Source organism: Bacillus sp. CD3-5 (genome assembly GCF_006349665.1).
GTDB classification, from domain to species: Bacteria; Bacillota; Bacilli; order Bacillales; family Bacillaceae_G; genus Bacillus_A; species Bacillus_A paranthracis.
Window position 1 is genome coordinate 63,019 of the sequence record NZ_VEPX01000016.1, and the last position, 23,677, is coordinate 86,695.

Consider the following 23,677-nt stretch of genomic DNA (forward strand, 5'->3'; position numbering starts at 1 on the left):
GTGTCCTCATTATAGCAACAGATTTTTTCGGATTTCGGGAAAACACACAATTACAAACCATTCGTAATAAGTCGTTAACATGCTGTAATATAACAAAAAATATAGGAAAGCGTTTTTCATTCTATATAATTAGTAGGTTTCTACTTATATTCAAAATATTTAATACAACGTATTGTTTTCGGTGTAAATAAAAATATTACAGGAGTGTTACATAATGTTTACTAAACGATTACATTCCTTGAGTATTTTACCGTTTTATGGGTAATATAGTTATATAAACATAAACATTTCGTTTGTGAAACTATAAACACGTGCTATATACTAGCAAAAAAACCGCATAATTGTTACAAAGAGAAAGGGTTGCAAGGAAGAAAAATGCCCTTTTTTACATCTGTAACACATCCTTTTTTGGGAAAATACATTCCCATCCGCATTTTTCTCGCACAATTTGACAGCAGTATTTCGATCTTATAGCTCTTGCAGAGTGAAAAGATTATACGGAAGGTAAGGCTGTCCATCAGAATTCTAGTTGGTGAAGGTGAAAGTAAAAAAATCACCGCAAAATTATAGTTTTCTATCCGATTTTACATATCGGAATTAATGTTATTTATAAAAGTAAAACCTACGAAGGGGGATTTGATGAGGAAACTGACAAAAACATTCATCGTTTCATTAACATTATGTATTGCATTTACAATTTGGGGGATTATTCCCGAATCTATTATCGGAAAAGGTAGCTTAGGAAATGTAACAACCGCAATTCAAACTGCATTAGTTAGTAAGTTTGGATGGTTTTATATTATTTCTGTTTCTATTATTTTAGGTGTGTCTATCTTTTTAATTGTTTCGAAATACGGTTCTATTCGTTTAGGTAAAGATGATGACGAGCCTGATTATAGTTATATGACATGGTTTGCTATGTTATTTAGTGCTGGTATGGGTATCGGCTTAGTCTTCTGGGGCGTTGCCGAACCATTAAACCATTTATACGCGCCTCCGTTTGGAGAAGGTGCAACTGAGGAAAGTGCGCGTCTTGCTCTGCGTTTTTCATTTTTCCATTGGGGATTACATCCGTGGGGACTATATGCATTTGTAGCGCTTTGTATTGCTTACTTTACTTTTAGAAAAGGAAAAGCAAGTACAATTAGTGCGACAGTAGGGCCGTTATTTAAAGGCGGGGACCATGGACGTATTGCTCATTTATTTGATGTGTTAGCTGTTTTCGCGACTGTGTTTGGTGTGGCAACATCATTAGGTCTTGGCGCAAAACAAATTGCCGGTGGTGTTAGTTATTTAACATCTATCCCGAACTCATTAACGACGCAGTTAGTCATTATTGCAATCGTAACAGTGTTATTTATGTTATCTGCTCAAACAGGTCTTGATAAAGGAATTAAATATTTAAGTAATACAAACATTATTTTTGCGTTTGCACTTATGATTATTGTATTGTTTGCAGGTCCAACAAACTTTATTATGAATTACTTCACTTCGACAATCGGTTCTTATATTCAGGAATTGCCAAGTATGAGTTTCCGATTAAGTCCATTAGATGAAGGCGGAAATCAATGGATTCAATCATGGACAATTTTCTATTGGGCATGGTGGATTGCATGGTCACCATTCGTAGGTACATTTATTGCTCGTGTTTCACGAGGGCGTACCATTCGTGAATTTGTTATCGGTGTGTTACTCGTACCGACAATAATTGGTGCTCTTTGGTTCTCAGTCTTCGGCGGGACTGGTATTCATATGGAACTGTTCGGTGATGCACATATCTTTGAAAAAATTAAAGAGATGGGAACAGAAGTAGGATTATTCGCCATGTTTGATCAGATGGGAAGCTTTGGATCAGCGTTATCTGTTCTAGCTATTCTTCTTATTTCTACATTCTTTATTACATCTGCAGATTCAGCGACATTCGTTTTAGGGATGTTAACGACACATGGTAGTTTAAATCCACCAAATCGCATTAAAATGATCTGGGGTATCGTTTTAGCTGCTCTAGCTTCTATCTTATTATATGTAGGTGGATTAGAAGCCTTACAAACGGCAGCTATCATTGCAGCATTCCCATTCGTCTTCGTTATTTTCTTTATGATGGCAGCATTATTTAAAGAGTTACAAACAGAAGGGCGTATGAAGCGTCATAAATAATAGAAGGAAAAAGAGTTGATTATGTATCAGCTCTTTTTTTATATAGAAGGAACTTGAACTGCAAGTAAGGGAAATAAAATACTTTACTATATTAGTAGTATGCCTTTTATATGAATGAAAATCGATATATTTCGACAATGTTCGATGTTTTGCAAATTCTATTCGTATTTTTGACAAAAAATTGTCGGAAATGTGTTGTCACGTTTATATATATGTGCTATATTATTTCCTGTAAGCGATTTCAAATAGTTTTAAAGCGCATTCAAGGGGGACATCTAGAATAATGAAACGTTACGAAAGAAAGTGGAAGCATATTTGTTTGAAACGTGTGGCACATCGTAGTGTCCAAGAAAGCACGGAACCTAAGACTGAAACGCGCAAAGAGCAGCAAGAGAAGCAATTGGTTCTACAAAAATAGCAATCACTTTTTCGTATATAAATGAAGGTCGATCGTTCGTTGGGGGATGGACGTGAAATTACTTTCAGCTAAGGGGTATTGTCTGATATATAATTTATACGGCAATAAATAAGCACAGAGCATACGGCGCTCTGTGCTTATTTTTATTATTTATCTTTTTTGAATCGAACAGTTTTATCCCAGCCAATGACTTGTTTCTTGCTTTTTGCACGTAAGTATAAAATTAAGCTACGAATGAATAAGTACGTAAAGAGCTGTGCGTACGTAAAGTACATGATAACACTAATAAAAATATTAGTTGGTGTAAAGGTTCGTTCCACACTTTGGGCACTAAATAATTGAGAAACATATGTAACATATGCGACATACCACATAAATAGTAGTGGAATGCTATATTGAATTTGGAATATCCCGAGTAACCCAATTACAAACCAAACGTTCGAAATGATTAAGAATAACCAAAATACAACATACACTAAAACTTGTTGTAAAGAATGGACGAGCAGTTTTCCTTTAAAGAAACTTAATGAAGAAAACATTTTTTCTAAAATGTACAAGTTCCCTTGAAGCCAACGTGTACGCTGCTTAATAAGGATTTTTAAATGCTCAGGTTCTTGTTCCCATGTAATTGACTCTGGAACGATTGGCAGGAGATAACCTTTTTGTGTAATTCGTAATGTTAATTCAGCATCTTCAGCAATTGCATAAGGGTCATAGCCGCCAAGCTCTTCTAATGCAGCGCGACGAAGAAGCATGTTTGTTCCTGTTAGTGAACCTGTTTGGAATAGTAACCAGCGTCCGGATTGCATAAGGAGCTGGAAGATTTGAAATTCTAACGAAATCATTCGTGTTAGCCAGTTTCTTTTTTCATTTACAGTACGAACATGCCCAACAGCTCCAACAGCATCCTCGGTTGTTTCAGCGTGTTCTACAAGCATTCGCAGTGCATGTGGTTCAGGCTGGTTATCTGCATCATAAACACAGAAGTATTCACCATCTGAAATACTAAGGCCATAGTTTAATACACGTGATTTTCCTTTTGGTTCACCAGGTGGAACACGAATGTGACGAATATGAGCATAAGCTTTGTCAAAATCGTCACCAATTTCAGGTGTCTCATCTTGCGAGTTATCGTTTAATAAATAAACAGTTAGTTTGCCTGGATATTCAATCTTTGCCATCGCCTCTAAAGTATCCTTAATCACGACGCCTTCATTGTGAGCTGGTATTAAAATATCGACGCTTGGGTAATGTTCTAGCGTACGATCTTTTTGTTTCCTACTTCGGTGAACTAAACCTGCGAGTGTTAAGAAAGAATAGTAAACGAGTAAGCCAGAGAATAGAAAGGCTGTAAAAATAAGTACATACTTAATTGAAAATGTGATGCTGATCCAAAAAACGAGTACGCAAAATAGAAGGAATAAAAGAAGTATAACGAGTGTCATCATAATAACTTCGGTCCTTTTGTAGCGATTTGTTCTCGTTTAATCTTGATGTCTTGAATAGCCTCATCTGCAAGCCATTTTTCCATTTTAGGCTGTAGACGGTTCATTACAATATCGGCACCCGCTTCATTTGTATTTTGTAATAAAGTGACTAATGTGTTGTTATCATACTCAGCAACAAGGTCAAAGTCAGCTCTTACCGTTTCAACTAATAAGGAAGCTACACGGTCCATAACACTTTCCTTTGTATATTTACTAAAGGAAGTGAAATCAAAATAAATCATAACGCCTGTTTCATTACGACGATTCATTGCATTGATTAATAATGCTTGTCGTCTCTCGAATTCTTGTCTTGTTAATAATTTCGATTCTCCGATGTATTGTTCTAACGTTCTCACACGTTCGGTTAATTCTTTATTTTCATGAATAACCTTCTTTAATAGATGAGTGGAGATATATACAATGAAGAAATTTGCTGCCATTAGGAAGTGAGTAATAATGTATTCCCATTGTTCTGATGTACTCCATAAGTAAAGCCATGCTTGGTAGAATAGGTAGAATACCGAAATAATGGTTCCTAATATGAAGAAAACAAATGCAGTTTTATCAGGCAAAAATAGAAATAGTACATTAACAATTACATATATAATTGTAAAAATGAGAGCATGCTCATATTGCGTTACATGTACAGTTGTAAAATAAAATAAAATTTGTAAAATCCACATAGAGAGGACTTTATAGAAGTTATCTTTCACAAAACTTTCCTCCTTAAAGATAATTCATACAAGGATACTTGTAGTATGCGCAATTATTAAGAAATAGACCGGATGACTATATTCTTTTTGAGAGAGCAACAATAAGTAGTATCCCTCTTTTGTAAGAAAAAATAAACAGACTTGATAATTATTGTATCATAATGTTTTTATATTTCGGCATAAAGTATTTAATATATACTAAGAAAATAAAAAGTCCCCTCTTTAGAAAGAGGGGACTTGCTTTATTTTATAGGAACATCATACCTGCAACTGCTGCGTTTAAGAAGTTAGCTAGTGTACCAGCGATAACTGCTTTAATCCCTAATTGTGCAATTTGTTTACGGCGAGTAGGAGCTAATGTTCCTGTTACACCTAATTGAATTGCGATAGAAGAGAAGTTTGCGAATCCACAGATTGCGAATGTTAAAATTAGATTTGTTTTTGCAGAGAACTCTGCCATATGTGGTCCTAAGTTTGCGTATGCAACGAATTCGTTGATTGCAAGTTTTTGACCGATAAAGCTTGCTGCTTGTACGGCTTCACCAGGAGAAACCCCGATTAAAATTGCAAATGGTGATAGTAAGTAACCGAAGATTAAATCAAGGCTAAGTTTAATATCGAACCAAGAGCCAATCCATCCTAATAGGCCATTTAATAAAGCGATTAATGCGATGAAAGCCATTAACATTGCTGCTACGTTAATAACAAGTTGCATACCTTCTGATGCACCACGTGCTGCTGCATCAATAACGTTTGCATCTTCACGCTCTGTAGAAAGTTCAACGTTATTATCTACTTTTTCTGTTTCTGGCATAATTAGTTTCGCAATTAATAGACTTGATGGAGCTGCCATAATTGCTGCTGCTAATAAGTGTTCTAACGGAATACCCATTGCTGCATAGCCGACAAGAACTGATCCAGCAACAGCTGTCATACCGCTTACCATAATAGCGAAGAATTCACTATTTGTTAAACGTGCTAAGTAAGGTTTGATTAAGATTGGAGCTTCAGTTTGTCCTAAAAATACAGTTGTTACTGAGTTTAAACTTTCTGCTTTAGAAGTTCCAAGAAGTTTACTTAATGCGCCACCAACGATACTAACAAATTTCTGCATAATACCGAAATGATATAAGATTGCTACTAATGAACTAATAAATACGATTGGAAGTAGTGCTTGAATAACGAATACAAATCCCCAAGGTCCTTTTGCGTTGACTAAATCCCCAGCAACGAACTTAATTCCCTCGTAAGAAAAATTAATTAATCCTTGAACGCCATCTGCAGCGTGTTTTAAACCTGCTTTTCCGGCATCCCAGCGTAATACGATAAATGAAAATGACATTTGTAATGCTAGCGCGATTAAAATTGTGCGCCAATTAATAGCTTTGCGGTTGGAAGATAGTAAGAAAGCGATTGCTAATACTCCAATCACGCCGCCAATTCCCCATAAAAGATTCATGCAGTGTATGCTCCTTCCTCATAGTAAAAAAATGTATAAAACAGTTGTCTATACTTCTGCAAATATAACATCTTAAGTAACTTATCATAATGGACATCAGAGGTCAAACGTCTAACGAAAAGTTTAAATAAAAAGAAAATTCTTCAAAAAAACACATATGAAATGATTAGACATGAAATAGGTTATGTTTTTTATGTAAAAATATACATTATGATAACGTTATGGATCATTATTGTAGAATATAGTGTATGAAATAGGAAAATAGATACATTATTTTTTAAAGGAAATAGGTTATACACATTAAAAAGAGCCTTCTAGTAATCTAGAAGGCTCTAAAAATATAACTTAAGGTGCTTTCGTATAACCTAAGAAGTGCTTACTCCAATAAGAGTTGCTTAATGAAGCGATTGCTACACCTTTATCTCCAGCTTGGATAAATGATCCACCCCCAAGGTAAATACCCATATGAGAAGGACCTGATTTATAAGTGTTTTGGAAATAAATTAAGTCACCTGGTTGTGGATTTGAAGTTTGTGGTAGGCTACCCCAATATCCTGCAACACTTTGACGGCTAATGTTATGACCAAATTTCTTAAATACGTGGTAGATGTAACCACTGCAGTCAACACCAGTAGCAGAAGTTCCGCCCCAAACGTAAGGTACACCTTGCATTGATTTTGCATATGCAAGTACGGAAGAACTGTCACCGCTATTATTGCTTGTATTGTTATTGTTGTTGTTGTTGTTGTTGTTGTTGTTGTTTTGATTGTTATTTTGGTTGTTGTTAGGTTTATTATCTACTGCGCCACCAACTGGTGTTTTAGAAAGGTAACGTGTGCCGATATAACCAGTTTGGCCGTTGTAGTTAATTTTGCTCCATCCAGAGTTTTCAGAGATTACTTGAACCTTCTGTCCTTGTGGAAGTGCGCCTATGATTCTATAATTTGTACCTTCACCACTACGTACATTTAAGGCAGAAGCATTAATGTAGTAGTCACCAATTGCACCTTGATTAGGTTGTTCAGGTTGTTTTGGTTGCTCAGGAGTAGTAGTGCCACCTTTAACGAATTTCATGAATTCGCTACTAACGTAGCCTGTTTTTCCTTGATAGTTAACTTTAAACCAGCTACCTTCAGAGCCAATTACGTTTAATGTCGTACCATTTAATACGCCACCAATTACGCTATGGTAAGTAGCAGGGCCTGTACGTACGCGTAGAGATGTTGCGTTAACAACGTAAGTACCGCCAGTTTGGACAGTTACATTATTATTTTGTTCTTGTTTGTTATCTTGGTTGTTTCCTTGTGTAACGTTATCACTAGAACCGCCTTTTGTTACGTAGTCTTTACTTACGTAAGCTGTTTGGCCTGCATAATTGATTTTGAACCAATCTTGAACTTCACCAACAACTTGTACGACTTGTCCTTTTGTAACAGAACCTACAGTTGTGTGAGAAGTGCTAGGACCTGTACGAACACGAAGGGAAGATACATTTACTGTATAGTTTCCGCTTGTTGGTTTTACAGATTCTTGGTTGTTATTATTCGTATTGTTGTTTGAAGAACCTGCATTAGAAGAAACACCAGATACGAATTCGCCACTTACATAGCCAACTTGTCCATTATGATTGATTTTTACCCAACCATTTTCTTGACCAATTACGTTTAATGTTTGTCCTTCATATACACGTCCTGAAACAGAACTAGAAGTGTTAGGAGCGGTACGTACACGTAATACATCAGCAGTAACTTTATTTTTTCCACCTGTTGTACTTACATTTGAATTGCTCGCACCATTTTTTGATACAAATTCGCCACTAACAAAGCCAGTTTGGCCATTCATGTTAATTTTGTACCAACCATTTTCTTCGCCAATCACGTTTAGTGATTGACCGTTATAAACGCGCGAGATGATGTCGTGAGAAGTACTTGATCCTGCACGAACATGTAATACGCTAGCGTTTACCGTATAAGATGAGCTGTTTGATGCAGAAGCTTGGACAGTTGTAGCAGCTTTTTGTGTATTTTGTTCAGGGGCAGCTTGAACACTATCAAGTGTAGGTGCTGCTCCTCCTGCTACAGACACTGCCGCAAGACCGGCAAGGTATTTTTTCATAATTTGTCGATTCCTTTCTGTCTGTAATGTAGTGAAGAAATATTTACCAACTGTTAAAAATTCTAAAGAGCATGTCGATTACTGTCAAGACTTATGCGGGAATCTGAATATGACAAAAAGATTACAAGAAAAAATCAAGGTATAAATCTATACCTTGATTTCCATTTAAATACATATATTGAATGTAGAAAGGATAGAAATTATTCGTGTTTAAGAAGATGACATATTGGATTGTAACAAACTCTGAGAAAATGATCGTTGCAGCATTTTCGTGATAGGGCCAACTTGACCATCTCGGATTGCGGTTCCATCAAGATGAGTCATCGGCAAAATTTCAATCGTCGTTCCTGTAAAAAAGCATTCATCCGCTTGATAAACATCACGAACGCTGAAAAGCTCCTCTTGTACTGGAATACGAAGGGTTTTCGCTAAAGAAAGAACATATTGACGAATAATGCCATTTAAAATAAGGTGATTAGCTGGATGTGTGTAAAGATTTCCGTTTTTAATGAGAAAGAAGTTAGAGTGGCTGCCCTCAGTTACAGTACCATTTCGTACGAAAAGGGCCTCTTTACAACCTTTTCGTTCCGCTTTCGTAGTAGCTAATATATTCGGTAATAAGTTTAATGATTTAATATCACAGCGTAGCCAGCGCGTATCCGGTTCTGATATAGCACGTACACCATATTCAATCCATAACGCTGGTCTTTCTTTCTTTGTAATATAGGCATAGATTGTTGGAGGGACGTCATATGAGAACGTATGGGTACGAGCTTGTACACCACGAGATACTTGCAAATAAATCGTTCCATCTTCGTGGAAATTATTATTTTCGATTAGTTTATAAAGTAGGGTAATCAGTTCCGCTTTTGAGAAAGGGAGTGTTAATTCTATTTCTTCCATGGAGCGATATAATCTTGTAATATGCGGATCTAATAAGTGAAAGTTCCCTTTATATAGACGAATAACCTCGTAGACACCATCCCCAAATTGCAAGCCTCTTTCCTCAAGGTCTATGTACGTTTTTTGTTTCGTTGTATCAATAACTGCATCATTCCAAAGTACAAATCTTTCATATGCCAATTTTCGTCCCATCCTTTCGTAAGTGCATAAGTAAAGTGAAGCTTTCATTCATTTGGAATAAAAATCACTACAGTAATTTTTATGTGAGTAATTCTTTACATATGACGTATATGTATTTGTAAATGGTAGAGAAGTGGTAGTGATTTACAGCATTTCGTATATACAAATTCGAAAATAAGAAATAAGAATCCTGCTTTTAAATAAAAAAAAGCAACATTCTTATGGAATGCTGCACAAGGAGGGTAGCTATCTTTCATAGGGACATCGTCTTATTGAATGTTTTGTGTATGGAAACAAAACATATTGAAAGACAATTATAAGAAAGTAGAAATAAACGATTCACATATTTCTTTAAGGGATCTTATTACAGATGAGAGATAAGAAATATATAGAACCTCGTTTACATATTTTATTATAGAGATACTTCATTAATTTTATATGAATATTTGGTAAAGGTTATGTAATGTTAAAGTTAATGAATATAAGTAATTGTATGGAGGAATATAAAAAAAGAGGCTGAGATTACTCAGCGCTCTTCTTTTCTTCTTTAATAGCTGTCTTTACTTCACCAGTTTTGATCTTGTTGCTTTCAGAGAAGCGAAGTAAGTCACCCTCAATGATTTTGTCAGACATGCTCAATTCATTTTGGGCACGATCAATAAGTGGTTGAGATTCTTCTTTTGGTAGTTGTACAACTTCGCCAGTAGCACGGTCGTAGAATGTACTGTTCGTGTACATGTACTTATCTGTAACGAAGCTACCATCACGAAGAACAACGAACCCTTTATTGTCAGGTGAGAATACGTCATGACCGAATCGAACGTCATTCGTAGAGTCTACACCAAGTAAGTTTAGAATAGTTGGTTTAATGTCAATTTCACCAGTTGGTTTTGAAATTGTTTTACCTTCTTTTTGACCTGGAACGTGAATAAACATCGGTGTTTTTTGTAAGTTCATATGGTCAAATGCAGTAATTTCTTCTTTTCCTAAGAACTGTGCCATTGCACGGTTATGGTTTTCAGAAATACCGTAGTGGTCACCGTAGAATACGATAACTGAGTTGTCGTAAATACCTTCTGCTTTTAGACGTTCAATAAAGTGTTTCATTGCTTCGTCTAAGTAGCGAGCTGTTACCATGTAACGGTCAAATACGCCATCACCAGAATTGTATTCGTCAATTAATTTTGTATTGTCATCATAAGTGAATGGGTAATGGTTTGTTAAAGTAAGGAAGCGAGTATAGAACGGTTGCTTCACTTGTTTTAACATATCGATAGATTGATCAAAGTACTCGATATCTTTTAATCCCCAGTTTAATTTCGTTTCTGGCGTAATCTTATAGTCAAGCTCGTTGTAGTAACGATCATAACCAAGTGCCGGATACATAATGTTACGGTTCCAGAATGTTGCGTTGTTTGCGTGGAATACTGCAGTGTAGTATCCTTGCTGACGTAAAATTTCTGGAGTTGCTGTGTATTCGTTGTTACCGTGTGTGAAGAATACAGCACCACGGTCTAGTGGATACATGGAAGTATCTACTAAGAATTCAGCATCAGATGTTTTTCCTTGCCCAGTTTGATGGAAGAAGTTATCAAAGTAATAACTTTCTTTCGTAAATTGGTTTAAGAATGGTGTAACTTCTTGTCCGTTAACTGTTGCACCAATTAAGAATGTTTGTAATGACTCAAGAGAGACAACAATTACGTTCTTCCCTTTTGCAGTACCAAACATATTTGGATCTGGTTTGCTTTGCGTTGTTTTTACGTAGTTCTCTGTTTCCTGTAACTTACTGCCGTCAGCAAATGCTTTTTGTGAACTTGATTTTGCTTGTAAGCCAAGATCATACACTTGGTGTACATATAAACCTAAGTTTTTAACAAGCATAACGCGGTCGAATGAACGTGTTAATAGTTCTGGACGCTCAGCTTCTGCCAATCCTAAGTTTGCGAAGAAAATAGCAATTGTTGACACGAAGTATAGGGAACGCATTGGGCGTGCTACACGTTCTGTCGGTGCAAAATTCTTCATCTTCTTCAATAAAATGAAGAATACGATAATATCAGCAAATGCAAGGATAATTTTGTAGTTAAACAATTCTTTTACACTAGAACCTAAACTTCCGAAGTTAGATGTTTGTCCTAGTACTGGTAAAGTAACGAAGTCATTGTAGAATCCGTAGAACATTACGTTACCAACAAGAACGATTGTTAAGACAAAATTAATTCCAAGTGCTATATAATTACGTTTTTTCCCTTTTGCAAATAATGCAAGACCAACAAGCAGTAATGATGCTGCTAATGGGCTCAGGAATAAAATGAATTCTTGCATGAAAGATTCAAGTTTTAAATCAAAGCTTGTGCGTGTAATAAGATATGTCTTCAACCATAAGGCTAAAGCTACGAATGCAGTGAAACGCACATTTTGAAATTGTGATTTCAAGGTTTCTTTCATTCATTTCCACCCTTTCTCTATCAGGCTTGGTCGATTTTGGAGCGAAAAATGCTAAAATAAAAAATACATAGTTTTCTTGGCCATAATTAGAGGTTCTATATTCACCCATATACGACTATAACTATGCATACCCTTTTAGTTTCTTGTGTTACTCATAAGCATAACGTCATTTCTGTATTATACAACAAAATTCATTTCTGAGAAACACTATAACATTTTACATTTTTTGTATGAGATTTGTCACTACCAGAGAAAACTTTAACATTCGTTTATATGTCCGTCAACTAGAAAATATAACAAAGGTAGAGCAGAATGTTAAGTGAAAGTGAAAAATTTCTTGTTGAGAAATAAGAAATGACAATGGGTAAGTGGTTATCTAGAAACCTATTATATGAAGGGAAGTATGTAAAAATTAACGAACACTTGTTCTTTTTGAGTTTGTTTGTTACAATGAAAGTTCATTGATAGATTATGTGTAATTTTGATGAACTTTTACTGAAAACATATTGTAGCTTATTTCTTTTAAAAAATAGGGAGGCCTTTACATGGAGCAAAAATTTTCAGTTGAAGCATTTTGGAAGAAAGTAAAACATGTCGCAAAGCAGGCAGGGCAGTCAGTTATTTATGCAAGTTTACTGTTGTTTTACGTTTTGCAGAAACCAGATGTTCCAAAACGAGTGAAAATTATTGTAATTGGAGCACTTGCTTATTTTATTGCACCGATTGATGCGATTCCAGATTTCGTTGCTGGAATTGGTTATACGGATGATTTAGGGGCGTTAATGGCTGCATTATTACAAGCGTCGCTATACGTCGATGATGCTGTAAAAGATAAGGCGCGAGTGAAGTTGGCAGAATGGTTTGGTTCGGATATAGACACATCCTTTATCGATCAGAAATTAGATCAATAGGTAAGAACTGTCACATGGTGACAGGGCGAACGTAAGCGAGGAAGTGCATTATGCCATCAGGAAGAACGCATACGAAAATAAACTTAATATCCCTTCCGGTTGTTTTGTTTATGCTCTTTTCGTATGGACTAACAAATTTTGATTTTTTATTAACTTTTGCAATTGGCTTTTTAGTAGGTACTACATTTTTAACACCGGATTTAGATACGTATAGTAATGCGTATAATAAATGGGGATTCCTGCGTATATTTTGGTATCCGTATAAGAAGGTGATGCCGCATCGCTCCTTCTTTACACACACAATTATACTTGGTGATGTGATTCGTATTGCATACATGTTAATTGTGTTTTCTCCGTTTTTATTCCTATTAAATGTAATCGCGCTTGACGGGAATTTAATAGAAATGGCGAAGGAACATGAGGTTGAAATTGTAACGTTCGTAATGGGAATTGTTGTGGCAAGCACGCTTCACATTATAGCGGATAAAGTGAATACGCGTCGTAAGAAAATGATGAGAAAAAAGAAGAAACGCAGAAGATAAAAGACACTTGCAATTGCAAGTGTCTTTTTTTAATCAAACGTTTGTTTAAAATTAAGCTTTTAATACTTTAATCCCTTTTACAATGTTCCAAATAAAGTAGTATAAGCTAATGATTCCACAGATGCATAAAACGATGATTGATCCAATTCCGAATGTTACATCCGGCTGTTCAGATCCGATACCCATAATTCCTAAAACAATGGCCCCAATAAATGAAGCAATCGTTGGGATAATGTGTGTCCATAGAGCACGTTTTGCATGTGGTTTCGTTTCCGCATCTCCCACAATCCACACAATAATCGGGAATAAGATAGGGGCAAATAATACACTAAAGTATGATAAAGCTGCTAATATTTTGTTTCCGTTCATATATATCACCTCATAAATAATATCCGTTGTTATACCTTTATTATGCAGGAAATGTGGCGAGCTTCCTATCGATGAACATTACAAGAACGTGACGATTTTGTAAGATTTTTTCGTTAAATAATAAAATTTTCAAAAAAATCTTTTTAAAAGGAAATTGTTATGGTACAGTATAAAAGAAAAGTTATTGAAAACGTTTTCTTAAACGTTTTTTTATTTTTAGGCTGAAAGGTATGATGACCTGATAGTCTATTGATGAGGTTATTCTATTTAAAAGGGGATTCTTTAGGGGGAGAGAACAATGAACACATGGACACAAGTTTATGATCCGTTCGGAAACATTTGGATTTCGGCAGCGGTCGCACTTATTCCGATTATCTTTTTTTTCTTAGCTTTAGCAGTTTTCCGCATGAAGGGGTATGTGGCAGGATTTATTACAGTTGTACTGACAATTTTAGTGGCGTTATTCGCTTATAAGATGCCGTTCACGATGGCGATGGCAGCGACCGGATATGGTTTCTTATACGGATTATGGCCAATTGCTTGGATTATCATTATGTCGGTATTTTTATATAAAATTTCTGTGAAAACAGGTCAATTCGATGTGATTCGTGCATCTGTATTATCCATTACGAATGACCATCGTTTACTCGTTATTTTAATCGGTTTTTCATTCGGAGCATTTTTAGAAGGAGCAGCAGGATTTGGTGCACCAGTAGCGATTACGGCAGCACTTCTTGCAGGTCTTGGGTTAAATCCTTTATATGCAGCGGGTCTTTGTTTAATTGCAAATACAGCACCAGTCGCTTTTGGAGCGATGGGAATTCCGATTACAGTTGCTGGACAAGTAACAGGTATTGATCCACATAAAATTGGACAAATGGCTGGACATCAATTACCGTTCTTATCATTATTTGTTCCGTTCTTTATCGTATTTTTAATGGACGGGTTGAAAGGAGTAAGACAAACATGGCCTGCTTTACTTGTAGCGGGTAGTTCGTTTGCCATTACGCAGTTCATTACAGCGACATTCTTAGGACCAGAACTTCCGGATATTACGTCAGCACTTGTAAGTTTAGTGAGTTTATCGCTATTCTTAAAAGTTTGGCAGCCGAAAGAAATTTATCAGTCCGGGCAAGCAAACAGTGAAGTAGCTGCGACAACGACAGCAACAGCAACATCTATGCCGAAACTAACGGTAGGAAAAGTCGTAAAAGCATGGTCTCCATTCATTATTTTAACTGTGATGGTAGTCATTTGGAGCCAAAGTTTCTTTAAAGCGTTATTTGCCCCAGGTGGCGCACTAGAGAGCCTCGTGTTTAAGTTTGAAATTCCAGGCTTACACAATTTGGTGATGAAAGCAGAACCAATTGTAAATAAACCGACGCCTTACGAGGCAATTTTGAAGTTTGATGTATTATCAGCAACAGGAACAGCAATCTTAATTGCTTGTATCATTTCTATCTTTATTTTGAAAATGAGTGCAAAAGATGCAGTAGCGACATTTAAAGAAACGTTAAATGAACTTAAAATGCCAATTCTATCGATCGGATTCGTACTAGGATTCGCATTTATTGCAAACTATTCGGGCTTGTCTTCTACATTAGCGTTAGCACTTGCAGGAACTGGCGGACTATTCCCGTTCTTCTCACCATTCCTGGGCTGGATTGGGGTATTCTTAACAGGGTCTGATACGTCAGCGAATGCACTGTTCTCGAATTTACAAGCGATTACAGCGCAGCAAGTTGGTGTATCTGAAGTACTTCTCGTTGCAGCAAATACAACGGGCGGTGTAACAGGAAAAATGATTTCGCCGCAATCGATTGCAATTGCTTGTGCAGCAGTTGGACTTGCTGGAAAAGAATCAGATTTATTCCGCTTTACAGTAAAGCATAGTTTATTCTTCGTAATAATTGTGGGGATTATGACTTATGTACAGGCATATTATTTAACGTGGATGATTCCATAAAGAGCAAAAGAAATAAACTTTGCATTTTTCAGATTATCGTGTATGATGAGAAAGTATTGAAAATTAAATCAGTGATAAACTAGGGGTGCCTAACGTATGCGTAGGCTGAGAGAGAAGCGCGTGAACTTCTTAACCCTTTGGACCTGATCTGGCTCGTACCAGCGTAGGGAAGTTAACGGCTTTACATAATGATGTCTTTATGAGCCAGGTCCTTATTTTTTATGGACCTGGCTCTTTTTATTTTGGCATACGCTGGCCATATCTCGTCCTTGTCACGTACAGGGGGGCAACAAAGGTTATGAAACAGACTGTTTCAGCTGAGCAAATTGAATTGAAATCGAGTTTACCAGGAAGCAAGAAAGTGTATGTGGATGGACCACGAGAAGGTATGAAAGTGCCGATGCGTGAGATTGAACAAAGCGATACAAACGGCGTTCCAAATCCGCCAATTCGTGTATATGATACGAGTGGACCTTATACAGATCCTGCGTATAAAGTGGAGCTGGAAAAGGGGATTCCCACGCCGCGCCATTCTTGGATTCTAGAGCGCGGAGATGTAGAAGCATACGAAGGGCGCGAAGTGAAACCAGAGGATGACGGTGTGAAAGTGGCTTCGAAACATACACCTGTTTTCCCGCAAATGGATCGTAAACCGCTTAGAGCGAAGCAAGGTGCAAATGTTACGCAAATGCATTATGCACGTAATGGCATCATTACGTCTGAGATGGAATATGTTGCGATTCGTGAAGGAGTAGAGCCAGAGTTTGTTCGTAAGGAAATCGCGGAAGGGCGCGCTATTTTACCAGCGAATATTAACCATCCTGAAGCAGAACCGATGATTATTGGACGTAATTTCCATGTGAAGGTTAATGCGAATATCGGAAACTCTGCTGTATCTTCTTCTATTGCAGAAGAAGTAGAGAAGATGACGTGGGCTACTCGCTGGGGTGCGGATACGATTATGGATTTATCTACAGGTAAAAATATTCATACGACGCGCGAGTGGATTATTCGTAATGCGCCTGTACCAGTCGGAACTGTACCGATTTATCAAGCACTGGAAAAAGTAAACGGAATTGCAGAAGATTTAACGTGGGAAGTGTATCGTGATACGTTAATTGAGCAAGCGGAGCAAGGCGTAGATTACTTTACGATTCACGCTGGTGTATTACTTCGTTATATTCCAATTACGGCGAAACGTACGACAGGTATCGTTTCACGCGGTGGTTCGATTATGGCACAGTGGTGTTTATTCCATCATAAAGAAAATTTCCTATACACTCATTTTGAAGAGATTTGTGAAATTATGAAGCAGTACGATGTTTCGTTCTCTCTTGGAGATGGATTACGTCCAGGTTCGATTGCAGATGCAAATGACGAAGCGCAGTTCTCTGAGCTTGAAACACTTGGTGAATTAACGAAGATTGCTTGGAAACATGATGTGCAAGTTATGATTGAAGGGCCTGGGCATGTACCGATGCATTTAATTAAAGAAAATATGGAGAAAGAGCTTGATATTTGCCAGGGCGCACCATTCTATACACTTGGGCCTTTAACGACAGATATTGCACCAGGTTATGACCATATTACATCGGCAATTGGAGCTGCGATGATTGGCTGGTTTGGAACAGCGATGCTTTGTTATGTAACGCCGAAAGAACATTTAGGTTTACCGAATAAAGATGATGTACGCGAAGGTGTTATTACGTACAAAATCGCTGCGCATGCAGCTGATCTGGCGAAAGGGCATAAAACGGCTCATCAGCGTGATGATGCACTTTCAAAAGCTCGTTTTGAATTCCGTTGGCGCGATCAATTTAATTTATCTTTAGATCCTGAACGCGCGATGGAGTATCACGATGAAACGTTGCCAGCAGAAGGTGCGAAAACGGCTCATTTCTGTTCCATGTGTGGACCGAAGTTTTGTAGTATGAGAATTTCACATGATATTCGGGAATATGCAAAAGAAAATGATTTAGAAACGACAGAAGCAATTGAAAAAGGAATGAAAGAAAAAGCGAAAGAATTTAAAGAAACAGGTAGTCATTTATATCAATAACACGTTACACCTCTTTACTTGATTGATCACACTGTAGTACCTAATTTAAATATAGAAGAAGCCCGCTTTGCTAAGACGGTAGCAAAGCGGGCTTCTGTTGTTTATCCCGCTATTTGTCGGGCAGTAAGACCCCCACCTCAAAATTCAGCGGAAGCAAAGAAGTTAGGTGGGGGGCAACTGCCCGTAAAAGCCCGATTGGTTAGGGCTAATAATCAGTGGGGGATGAACAAAACCCCCACTGATTAAAGTTTCACTTTATAAGGCGAAGAAGAGATGTACCCAGTAGAATAAGAGGAATAATGTAACGACTGTTGTGAGTGGAATAACGATAAGGGATACACTTAAATAGTCTTTCCATTTTACTTTAATTTTGTTTTGTTTCAGGATATACATCCAAATGAGAGAAGCTAGCGTACCGATTGGTAATAATAGTGAACCGATGTCACTACCGATGATATTTGCGAGATAGATAGTTTTTAATGTGACTGGATCTAATCCCATTTCTGTTAACGTAATGGTACCAATCATAAGTGCAGGGTGATTATTGAAGACATTGGAGAGGAGAGAAACGAGTCCACCCATTGCAAAGCTAGCATAAAGCAGATGTTGACTTACAACTGGTTCAAGCCATTGGACAAGCGCTGCTGTTAACCCTGCGTTGTGGAGCCCGTAAATAATGACATACATAGAGAAAGCAAAAATCAAAATGTGCCAAGGTGTCTTTTTCAAAATGTCGACAGGGTTCGTTCGTAAGTAGTACCATCTCCAAATGAGAAGAACGAGTGAACCGAGTACGGCAACAATCTCGATTGGGATGGATAAGAAGGATGCAACGAATAGAAGACAGCGCATAAGGAAGACGAAGCCTAATACTTTTAGCATGAACCTTGTCCGTTTTTGTTTCGTATCAACTGAATTTTTTCCTTTTAACGGATGAAAGTTTTTCGTGAAGAATATTTCTTCAATATCATATGAAGAAACAGGCAATTTTTTCGGAAGTTTTTTCTTCAAAACCGTATACATAAGCCATGACATAAACAATAGTCCTAATGTTGCAGGTACAAACATCATAGCAGTATGCATATAAAGAGTCATATTCACGATATTTAATGCGATTAAGTTTACGATATTACTTACACCAATGGGTGCACTAGATGCAGTAGCGATTAAAGCACCGCTTAATAAATAAGGGATTTGTTGATGCGGTTTTAATTGAAGATTTTTTAGGAGAAGAATTAAAATTGGAGTTGTAATTAAAATACTACCGTCGTTATTAAATAAAAGAGTCATAAGGAAACATAATAATTGAATATACCAGTATAAACGGCGACCGGAACCTTTTGCTAAGTTTGCAAGTTTCGCCGCAGACCAGTGGAAGAAGCCGAAGCTTTCTAATATAACTGCCATAACGATGGTCGCTAATATCGTTATGGAGGCACCGCCAATTTTACTAATAATGTCCATGACGTCTGGTTTTGATACAAGTCCAGTAATCAGGATAATGCCAGCGCCAATTGCTGCCGGCCACGCCTCATTTAAACCACGAGGTCGCCAAAAGATAACAATCATTGTTAAGAAGAATACAATAATAGTAATCCATATTTCAATGCTCATATTTTACCTACCTTTCTACTTTTCCTTAAAGTAATGTAGCTTGTCTTAAGGTTTGTATTGGTAGTATATTCAGCAAAAAATAAGAAGAACTAGACGTATAACGGAGTGCAATGAATATGTGTTTTTCAAGTTATGGGACAAGTATCTCTCTTAGTGAAATAACTATTGTGAGAGGAGTCTAGAAATTAATGGGGCAGTAAGATAGTAAATAAAATTTATATAGGTGATTATGGATATATATCAGCGATTATTGAAATATATCGGCGCAACTCAAAATATATTAGCGATTTTTAAATTATATCGACTTATCGACAAAATATGATAAAAGGAGCCCATCCCAAAATACCTTTTGGAACAGGCCCTACAATATTATTTTTCTTTCAAAAAAGTTCGATCCTTCAAGAATAAATTCCAGAAGAAAATAAATCCTGGTAATAAAATTGCAATCCCAATTGCATATAGAATAAGCAATGCATAGAATGTTTCGACCGTTGTAAAGCTTGTAAATACAGTTACATCAGGATAAATAATATACGGTAAATGCGCAACGCCGTAAGCATAACTTGCAAATGCATATTGAGCGACGACTGCTAAAACGGCAATGCGAGGGTATCCTAGTGTGTCATACTTCTTGTTTGTCCACCAAAGAGAAGAGTATCCGATAATGAATAAAACGATAGAAACTGTAAACCATGTGAATTGCTTTATTAGCCCTTGCATAAGCCAGTGTGTTTCCGGATCCATTACAACGAGGGCAATAATCGCCGTAACGAGTGTTGCAGGACCAAGGATAATCGCGTTTCTTCTATAAATTCTATATGCATCTTCTGAACCTTGTTCTCTCGCAAAATCAGCAAGAAAGAGAGAGGAAAGAAATAGTTCCGAAGTTAGTCCGAAGAGCATATAACAATAAATAACAGGACTAGAAAGAAGTTTTCCATATAGGAGTACTTCTTTTCCTTCAGACATTGTAATATAGGCACCTTCTGTAACAGGTAAAACGGTAATTAATAGGGCTGGAATTAAGAGTCCTGTAATACCTGAAATAATACGAAGAAGGTGTTGGTACTTCGGCAGGGAATAAGCAAATACCATAAATGTACTGCGAATTGCCACGAGTACTAGAATTAACATAACGGGTACGAACATTACCGTTGCTAGGGTAAAAGCGGCTTTCGGAAAGAAGCCAAGAAAAGCGACAACGACAAAGACGAGAAATGTATTTGTTACTTCCCAAGTCGGTGATAAGTATCGGTTGGCAAGCTTGGCAGCTAGCGTTGGATGTTTTGCGTATACCATGCCCCAAAAACCTGCTCCAAAATCGATGGAACCTAATATACTGTATACGAAAATAAGAGCCCATAAGATGATGATTGCAATACTTTCCTCATGCACGAGAATCGCCTCCTTCGTGATGTAAATCATTTGTAAGCGGATGTTTCTTAAAGAATGTCCGTAGTACAAAAACTGTTAAAATACCGAGTCCAATATATAAAATGATGAATAGAATAAATAAAGGACCGACAAAATCAGCGCGTGTAGAAGCGTCGACTGTACGTTGCATACCGTAAATGGTCCATGGCTGACGACCGCTACAGCTGAAAATCCACCCAAATTCAATGCCGAGCATCATAACTGGTCCACATGCGGCAGCTCCCCAAAGAAGCCACTTCGGTAGCTCTGTTTCTTTTTTTCGGTAAACAAAGTACCAATATAAGAGGGCAATTGCTGCAACTGCAAAGGTAAAGGCAGCAGTGCCAACCATTAAATTGAACAGTGTATGCGTGTAAAATGGTGGCCATGTTTCTTGTGGAAATTCCTTTAGTCCTTTTACGACAGTGTTAGGGTCTAGTCCTACTAGTAGGCTAAGCATGTTCGGAATTTCTAGTGCATAGTTTAGTTCAAGTGTGTTAGGATCTACAACGCCGCCAATTGATAACGGTGCATGTGATGTCGTTTCAAATAAAGCTTCAGCAGATGCCAGTTTTTCAGGGGAATGCTTATGTAAAGCAATTGCCGATTCGTGTCCCGAAAGCCACATCGTAGCGCCTGTAATAAATGTCACGACGAGTCCTAACAGTAGTCCTTTTTTATGATATGCCACTTCACGTTCACTTACATTCTTCTTTAATAATTTAAATCCGGCGATAGAGGCAATGACGGCAGCTCCAGTTGCGTAGGCTGTAATCACAACGTGGAATGCGCTCGTGCCAAAACTCGGATTAAAGAAAGCTTTCCACGGATCAACGTTAAAAACTGATCCATCTGGTCCCATTGAAAAGCCCGCGGGTGTATTCATCCATGTATTTGCCGATGTAATAAGCACGGCGGATGCCGTGGCACCAATCATGACGAAGAATAGCGAGATTAATCTCATGAATGGAGGTAGTTTGTCAGCTGCATATACATAAATGGACATGAACAAAGCCTCTAAAAAGAAGGCGAAAATCTCAATTTGAAAGGGCACAGAAATAACCTGCCCAACAATTTTGGCAAAACCAGGCCAAAGCAGTGAGATTTGCACACCAACGATTGTTCCAGTTGGAATTGCTACACCAAGAAGGATGGCAAAGGCCTTTGTCCATCTTTTTGCCATAATGGCGTAGTCGGAATCTTTCTTCCAGTGATAGAGTATTTCACTTATAAAAATCATTAATGAAAGTCCCACGCCAAGTGTTGCGAAGATAATGTGGAATGCTAGTGAAGAACCGAAAAATGCTCTTGCTAATGTTACCGTATCCATATGTAAACTCCTCTTCTTTTTTGCCATTATTTTCTGATTGAATTGGAAGATTTATTCAAAAAAACTTCCAAAAATATATATGTATTTAAAAAGTGGATATGATAATATTATGTTTGAATATTATAAATAGAAAGAATTTAATGTTTAATAATGTTTTGTTTGTTTTTTAGTAAGGAATATTTTATAATCTTTTATGCGAACATAAGTTCTGTTTTCGGAGTGAAGAAGTTTATGTGAAATGGAGAGGATGTTTTATGTATCCTGAAGTCATTAAAAAGATGGCATTTTCAAAAGAGCATAGAGATTTATTATTGAAGCTGTATAATAAAGAGATTACGCGTCGGGAGTATGATCGACTCGTGGAATCGCTATATAGACCTTCTAAAGAGGCTTGTGAGTCATAGAGGAACGGGAGACAATCTAATAGATTGTCTTTTTTACATTTACGTATGTTCTGGTAAAATTAAGGATAGCCTTACTAGGGAGGTGAAAAGTTTGCGGAAACGTATATATATAGTGATTGGCGTTATTCTTTTAATCGCTTTAGGTGGAATTGTATTTTGGTCAGCTTTGCAAGGAAACCGTACGGAACATTTTATTTTAAGACATATGGTGAATGAAAATGGGACGCTTGCTACATATCGTTTAGAGGATACAAAAGCAGGTACTGGTGAAGCGAAAGGCCGTGAAGCTTTATCGGAATCAGCAGGACTATGGCTGCAATATACACTCGATAAAGACGATCAAGCGTTATTCGATGAACAAGTTAAGGTTATTCAAAATAACTTTGTACATAAGAACCAAATTGTTTTATGGAAAATCTCTGAAAAGGGAGAAATGCAGTCAGCTACAAATGCACTTATTGATGATCTTCGTATTATAGAACAGTTATATCGCGCTTATGCAATGTACAAGGAAGAGCGCTATAAAAACTTGGCAGATCAATTGAGTGATGCTGTAATTCGTTATAATAAGAAAGGTAATTATTATGTTGATTATTATGATGCAGATGCAAGGAAACAAAATGATTTTGCAACAACGTCATATATAAATCCGCATGCATTCTTCTATATGAAAAAGTATGGAAAAGTTTCTGCTCAGCAATATGAGGAAGTCGTTCAATTTTTAGCGGATTACCCAAGGCATGGATGGGCATTCCCGAAAGAGTATAAAGAGGATGGTACATTTACGTACGACAAAGAAGTGAATCTTATTGACCAATCATACGTTGCATATCATCGTAGTTTAGGTGGCCTTTCATCAGATGCTTATTTGGAATTTATAAAGAAGAAATTCCAGGAGGATGGAAAGCTATACGGTCGTTACAATTTAGAAACGGGAAAACAAACTGTGAATTATGAATCGCCAGCCGCTTATGGACTCACGATTTTGTACGTACTACAAACAGGTGATACAAAGTTTGCAAAGGAATTATATGATCATATGGCCACCTTCCGAAATGACAACGTATTTAGTAGATATTACGGTGGATATGTAACAGGCGAAAATAACAATACGCATATTTTTGATAATGTTTTGCCGCTTTTAGCTGAAATAGAATTAGAGAAGAGTGAACAATAAAAGGTGCCA

Annotated in this window: 17 protein-coding genes and 1 riboswitch; of the genes, 7 read left to right on the plus strand and 10 right to left on the minus strand. The window is 37.1% G+C overall.

The window, feature by feature from the left end; translation table 11 throughout:
• Nucleotides 1-639 precede the first annotated feature (639 nt).
• Complete coding sequence (gene opuD / locus FH036_RS23360; RefSeq protein ID WP_001229109.1) at nt 640-2,157, plus strand: glycine betaine transporter OpuD; 1,518 nt, start codon at nt 640-642, stop codon at nt 2,155-2,157.
• A 564-nt stretch (nt 2,158-2,721) separates the two neighbouring features.
• On the opposite strand, the gene FH036_RS23365 is transcribed toward opuD, so the two are convergent.
• The 6 genes from FH036_RS23365 to FH036_RS23390 all read right to left on the minus strand — a co-directional run bounded on the left by FH036_RS23365 (nt 2,722) and on the right by FH036_RS23390 (nt 11,883).
• A complete protein-coding gene (locus FH036_RS23365; protein WP_000988770.1) occupies nt 2,722-4,023 on the minus strand; it encodes a glycosyltransferase family 2 protein in 1,302 nt (433 codons plus the stop codon).
• Entirely contained in the window at nt 4,020-4,775 is a 756-nt protein-coding gene (locus FH036_RS23370) for a dGTP triphosphohydrolase (protein ID WP_000654293.1), read from the minus strand. The genes FH036_RS23365 and FH036_RS23370 overlap by 4 nt, the downstream gene beginning before the upstream one ends.
• A gap of 247 nt (nt 4,776-5,022) precedes the next feature.
• The gene (locus tag FH036_RS23375; RefSeq protein WP_001051025.1) at nt 5,023-6,234 is read right to left on the minus strand and encodes a NupC/NupG family nucleoside CNT transporter; all 1,212 of its coding nucleotides are present in this window, start codon (nt 6,232-6,234) and stop codon (nt 5,023-5,025) included.
• Between the two features lie 345 nt (nt 6,235-6,579).
• Nucleotides 6,580-8,349 carry a C40 family peptidase gene (locus tag FH036_RS23380; RefSeq protein ID WP_139896286.1) on the minus strand — a complete coding sequence of 590 codons (1,770 nt, stop codon included), beginning with the start codon at nt 8,347-8,349 and terminating at the stop codon, nt 6,580-6,582.
• A gap of 210 nt (nt 8,350-8,559) precedes the next feature.
• On the minus strand, nt 8,560-9,444 hold the full coding sequence (locus tag FH036_RS23385; protein ID WP_139896287.1) for a D-amino-acid transaminase: 885 nt from the start codon (nt 9,442-9,444) through the stop codon (nt 8,560-8,562).
• A gap of 510 nt (nt 9,445-9,954) precedes the next feature.
• Nucleotides 9,955-11,883 carry an LTA synthase family protein gene (locus FH036_RS23390; protein WP_000665331.1) on the minus strand — a complete coding sequence of 643 codons (1,929 nt, stop codon included), beginning with the start codon at nt 11,881-11,883 and terminating at the stop codon, nt 9,955-9,957.
• 545 nt (nt 11,884-12,428) lie between these two features.
• Between FH036_RS23390 and FH036_RS23400 the strand changes: the two genes are divergently transcribed.
• Both FH036_RS23400 and FH036_RS23405 read left to right on the plus strand, forming a co-directional pair.
• On the plus strand, nt 12,429-12,794 hold the full coding sequence (locus tag FH036_RS23400; protein WP_000435501.1) for a YkvA family protein: 366 nt from the start codon (nt 12,429-12,431) through the stop codon (nt 12,792-12,794).
• A 50-nt stretch (nt 12,795-12,844) separates the two neighbouring features.
• Nucleotides 12,845-13,336 carry a metal-binding protein gene (locus tag FH036_RS23405; protein WP_001139083.1) on the plus strand — a complete coding sequence of 164 codons (492 nt, stop codon included), beginning with the start codon at nt 12,845-12,847 and terminating at the stop codon, nt 13,334-13,336.
• 51 nt (nt 13,337-13,387) lie between these two features.
• Here FH036_RS23405 and FH036_RS23410 read toward each other — a convergent pair whose 3' ends face one another.
• Complete coding sequence (locus FH036_RS23410) at nt 13,388-13,705, minus strand: magnetosome magnetite crystal formation protein family (RefSeq protein ID WP_001014102.1); 318 nt, start codon at nt 13,703-13,705, stop codon at nt 13,388-13,390.
• A gap of 298 nt (nt 13,706-14,003) precedes the next feature.
• Here FH036_RS23410 and lldP point away from each other — a divergent pair, with 298 nt between their 5' ends.
• Nucleotides 14,004-15,671, plus strand: a complete 1,668-nt coding sequence (gene lldP, locus FH036_RS23415) for an L-lactate permease (RefSeq protein WP_139896288.1) — start codon at nt 14,004-14,006, stop codon at nt 15,669-15,671.
• 71 nt (nt 15,672-15,742) lie between these two features.
• Nucleotides 15,743-15,858, plus strand: a riboswitch (TPP riboswitch).
• A gap of 111 nt (nt 15,859-15,969) precedes the next feature.
• Nucleotides 15,970-17,730: a phosphomethylpyrimidine synthase ThiC gene (thiC, locus tag FH036_RS23420; protein WP_139896289.1), complete on the plus strand. Its 1,761-nt coding sequence runs from the start codon at nt 15,970-15,972 to the stop codon at nt 17,728-17,730.
• A gap of 255 nt (nt 17,731-17,985) precedes the next feature.
• Here thiC and FH036_RS23425 read toward each other — a convergent pair whose 3' ends face one another.
• The 3 genes from FH036_RS23425 to cydA form a co-directional block, all read right to left on the minus strand.
• The gene (locus tag FH036_RS23425) at nt 17,986-19,344 is read right to left on the minus strand and encodes an arsenic transporter (protein ID WP_000021134.1); all 1,359 of its coding nucleotides are present in this window, start codon (nt 19,342-19,344) and stop codon (nt 17,986-17,988) included.
• A gap of 369 nt (nt 19,345-19,713) precedes the next feature.
• Entirely contained in the window at nt 19,714-20,739 is a 1,026-nt protein-coding gene (locus FH036_RS23430; protein WP_000544181.1) for a cytochrome d ubiquinol oxidase subunit II, read from the minus strand.
• Nucleotides 20,732-22,087 (minus strand): cytochrome ubiquinol oxidase subunit I, encoded by a 1,356-nt coding sequence (cydA, locus tag FH036_RS23435; protein WP_000381959.1) that lies wholly within the window; start codon nt 22,085-22,087, stop codon nt 20,732-20,734. Before cydA ends, FH036_RS23430 begins: the two co-directional genes overlap by 8 nt.
• Before the next feature lie 254 nt (nt 22,088-22,341).
• Here cydA and FH036_RS23440 point away from each other — a divergent pair, with 254 nt between their 5' ends.
• Together FH036_RS23440 and FH036_RS23445 are read left to right on the plus strand one after the other, a co-directional pair.
• Entirely contained in the window at nt 22,342-22,491 is a 150-nt protein-coding gene (locus tag FH036_RS23440; RefSeq protein WP_000283174.1) for a hypothetical protein, read from the plus strand.
• Nucleotides 22,492-22,582: 91 nt separating this feature from the next.
• Nucleotides 22,583-23,668, plus strand: coding sequence for a transcriptional regulator (locus tag FH036_RS23445; RefSeq protein ID WP_139896290.1), 1,086 nt, complete (start codon nt 22,583-22,585; stop codon nt 23,666-23,668).
• The last annotated feature ends 9 nt before the right edge of the window (nt 23,669-23,677 follow it).

What these genes read in the sequence shown, in the direction of transcription:
- FH036_RS23365 (WP_000988770.1), bottom strand. Translation starts at nt 4,023, where the DNA reads ATGATGACACTCGTTATACTTCTTTTATTCCTTCTATTTTGCGTACTC.
- FH036_RS23425 (WP_000021134.1), bottom strand. Translation starts at nt 19,344, where the DNA reads ATGAGCATTGAAATATGGATTACTATTATTGTATTCTTCTTAACAATG.
- FH036_RS23440 (WP_000283174.1), top strand. Translation starts at nt 22,342, where the DNA reads ATGTATCCTGAAGTCATTAAAAAGATGGCATTTTCAAAAGAGCATAGA.
- FH036_RS23410 (WP_001014102.1), bottom strand. Translation starts at nt 13,705, where the DNA reads ATGAACGGAAACAAAATATTAGCAGCTTTATCATACTTTAGTGTATTA.
- FH036_RS23400 (WP_000435501.1), top strand. Translation starts at nt 12,429, where the DNA reads ATGGAGCAAAAATTTTCAGTTGAAGCATTTTGGAAGAAAGTAAAACAT.
- thiC (WP_139896289.1), top strand. Translation starts at nt 15,970, where the DNA reads ATGAAACAGACTGTTTCAGCTGAGCAAATTGAATTGAAATCGAGTTTA.
- cydA (WP_000381959.1), bottom strand. Translation starts at nt 22,087, where the DNA reads ATGGATACGGTAACATTAGCAAGAGCATTTTTCGGTTCTTCACTAGCA.
- FH036_RS23385 (WP_139896287.1), bottom strand. Translation starts at nt 9,444, where the DNA reads ATGGGACGAAAATTGGCATATGAAAGATTTGTACTTTGGAATGATGCA.
- opuD (WP_001229109.1), top strand. Translation starts at nt 640, where the DNA reads ATGAGGAAACTGACAAAAACATTCATCGTTTCATTAACATTATGTATT.
- FH036_RS23405 (WP_001139083.1), top strand. Translation starts at nt 12,845, where the DNA reads ATGCCATCAGGAAGAACGCATACGAAAATAAACTTAATATCCCTTCCG.
- FH036_RS23375 (WP_001051025.1), bottom strand. Translation starts at nt 6,234, where the DNA reads ATGAATCTTTTATGGGGAATTGGCGGCGTGATTGGAGTATTAGCAATC.
- FH036_RS23380 (WP_139896286.1), bottom strand. Translation starts at nt 8,349, where the DNA reads ATGAAAAAATACCTTGCCGGTCTTGCGGCAGTGTCTGTAGCAGGAGGA.
- lldP (WP_139896288.1), top strand. Translation starts at nt 14,004, where the DNA reads ATGAACACATGGACACAAGTTTATGATCCGTTCGGAAACATTTGGATT.
- FH036_RS23390 (WP_000665331.1), bottom strand. Translation starts at nt 11,883, where the DNA reads ATGAAAGAAACCTTGAAATCACAATTTCAAAATGTGCGTTTCACTGCA.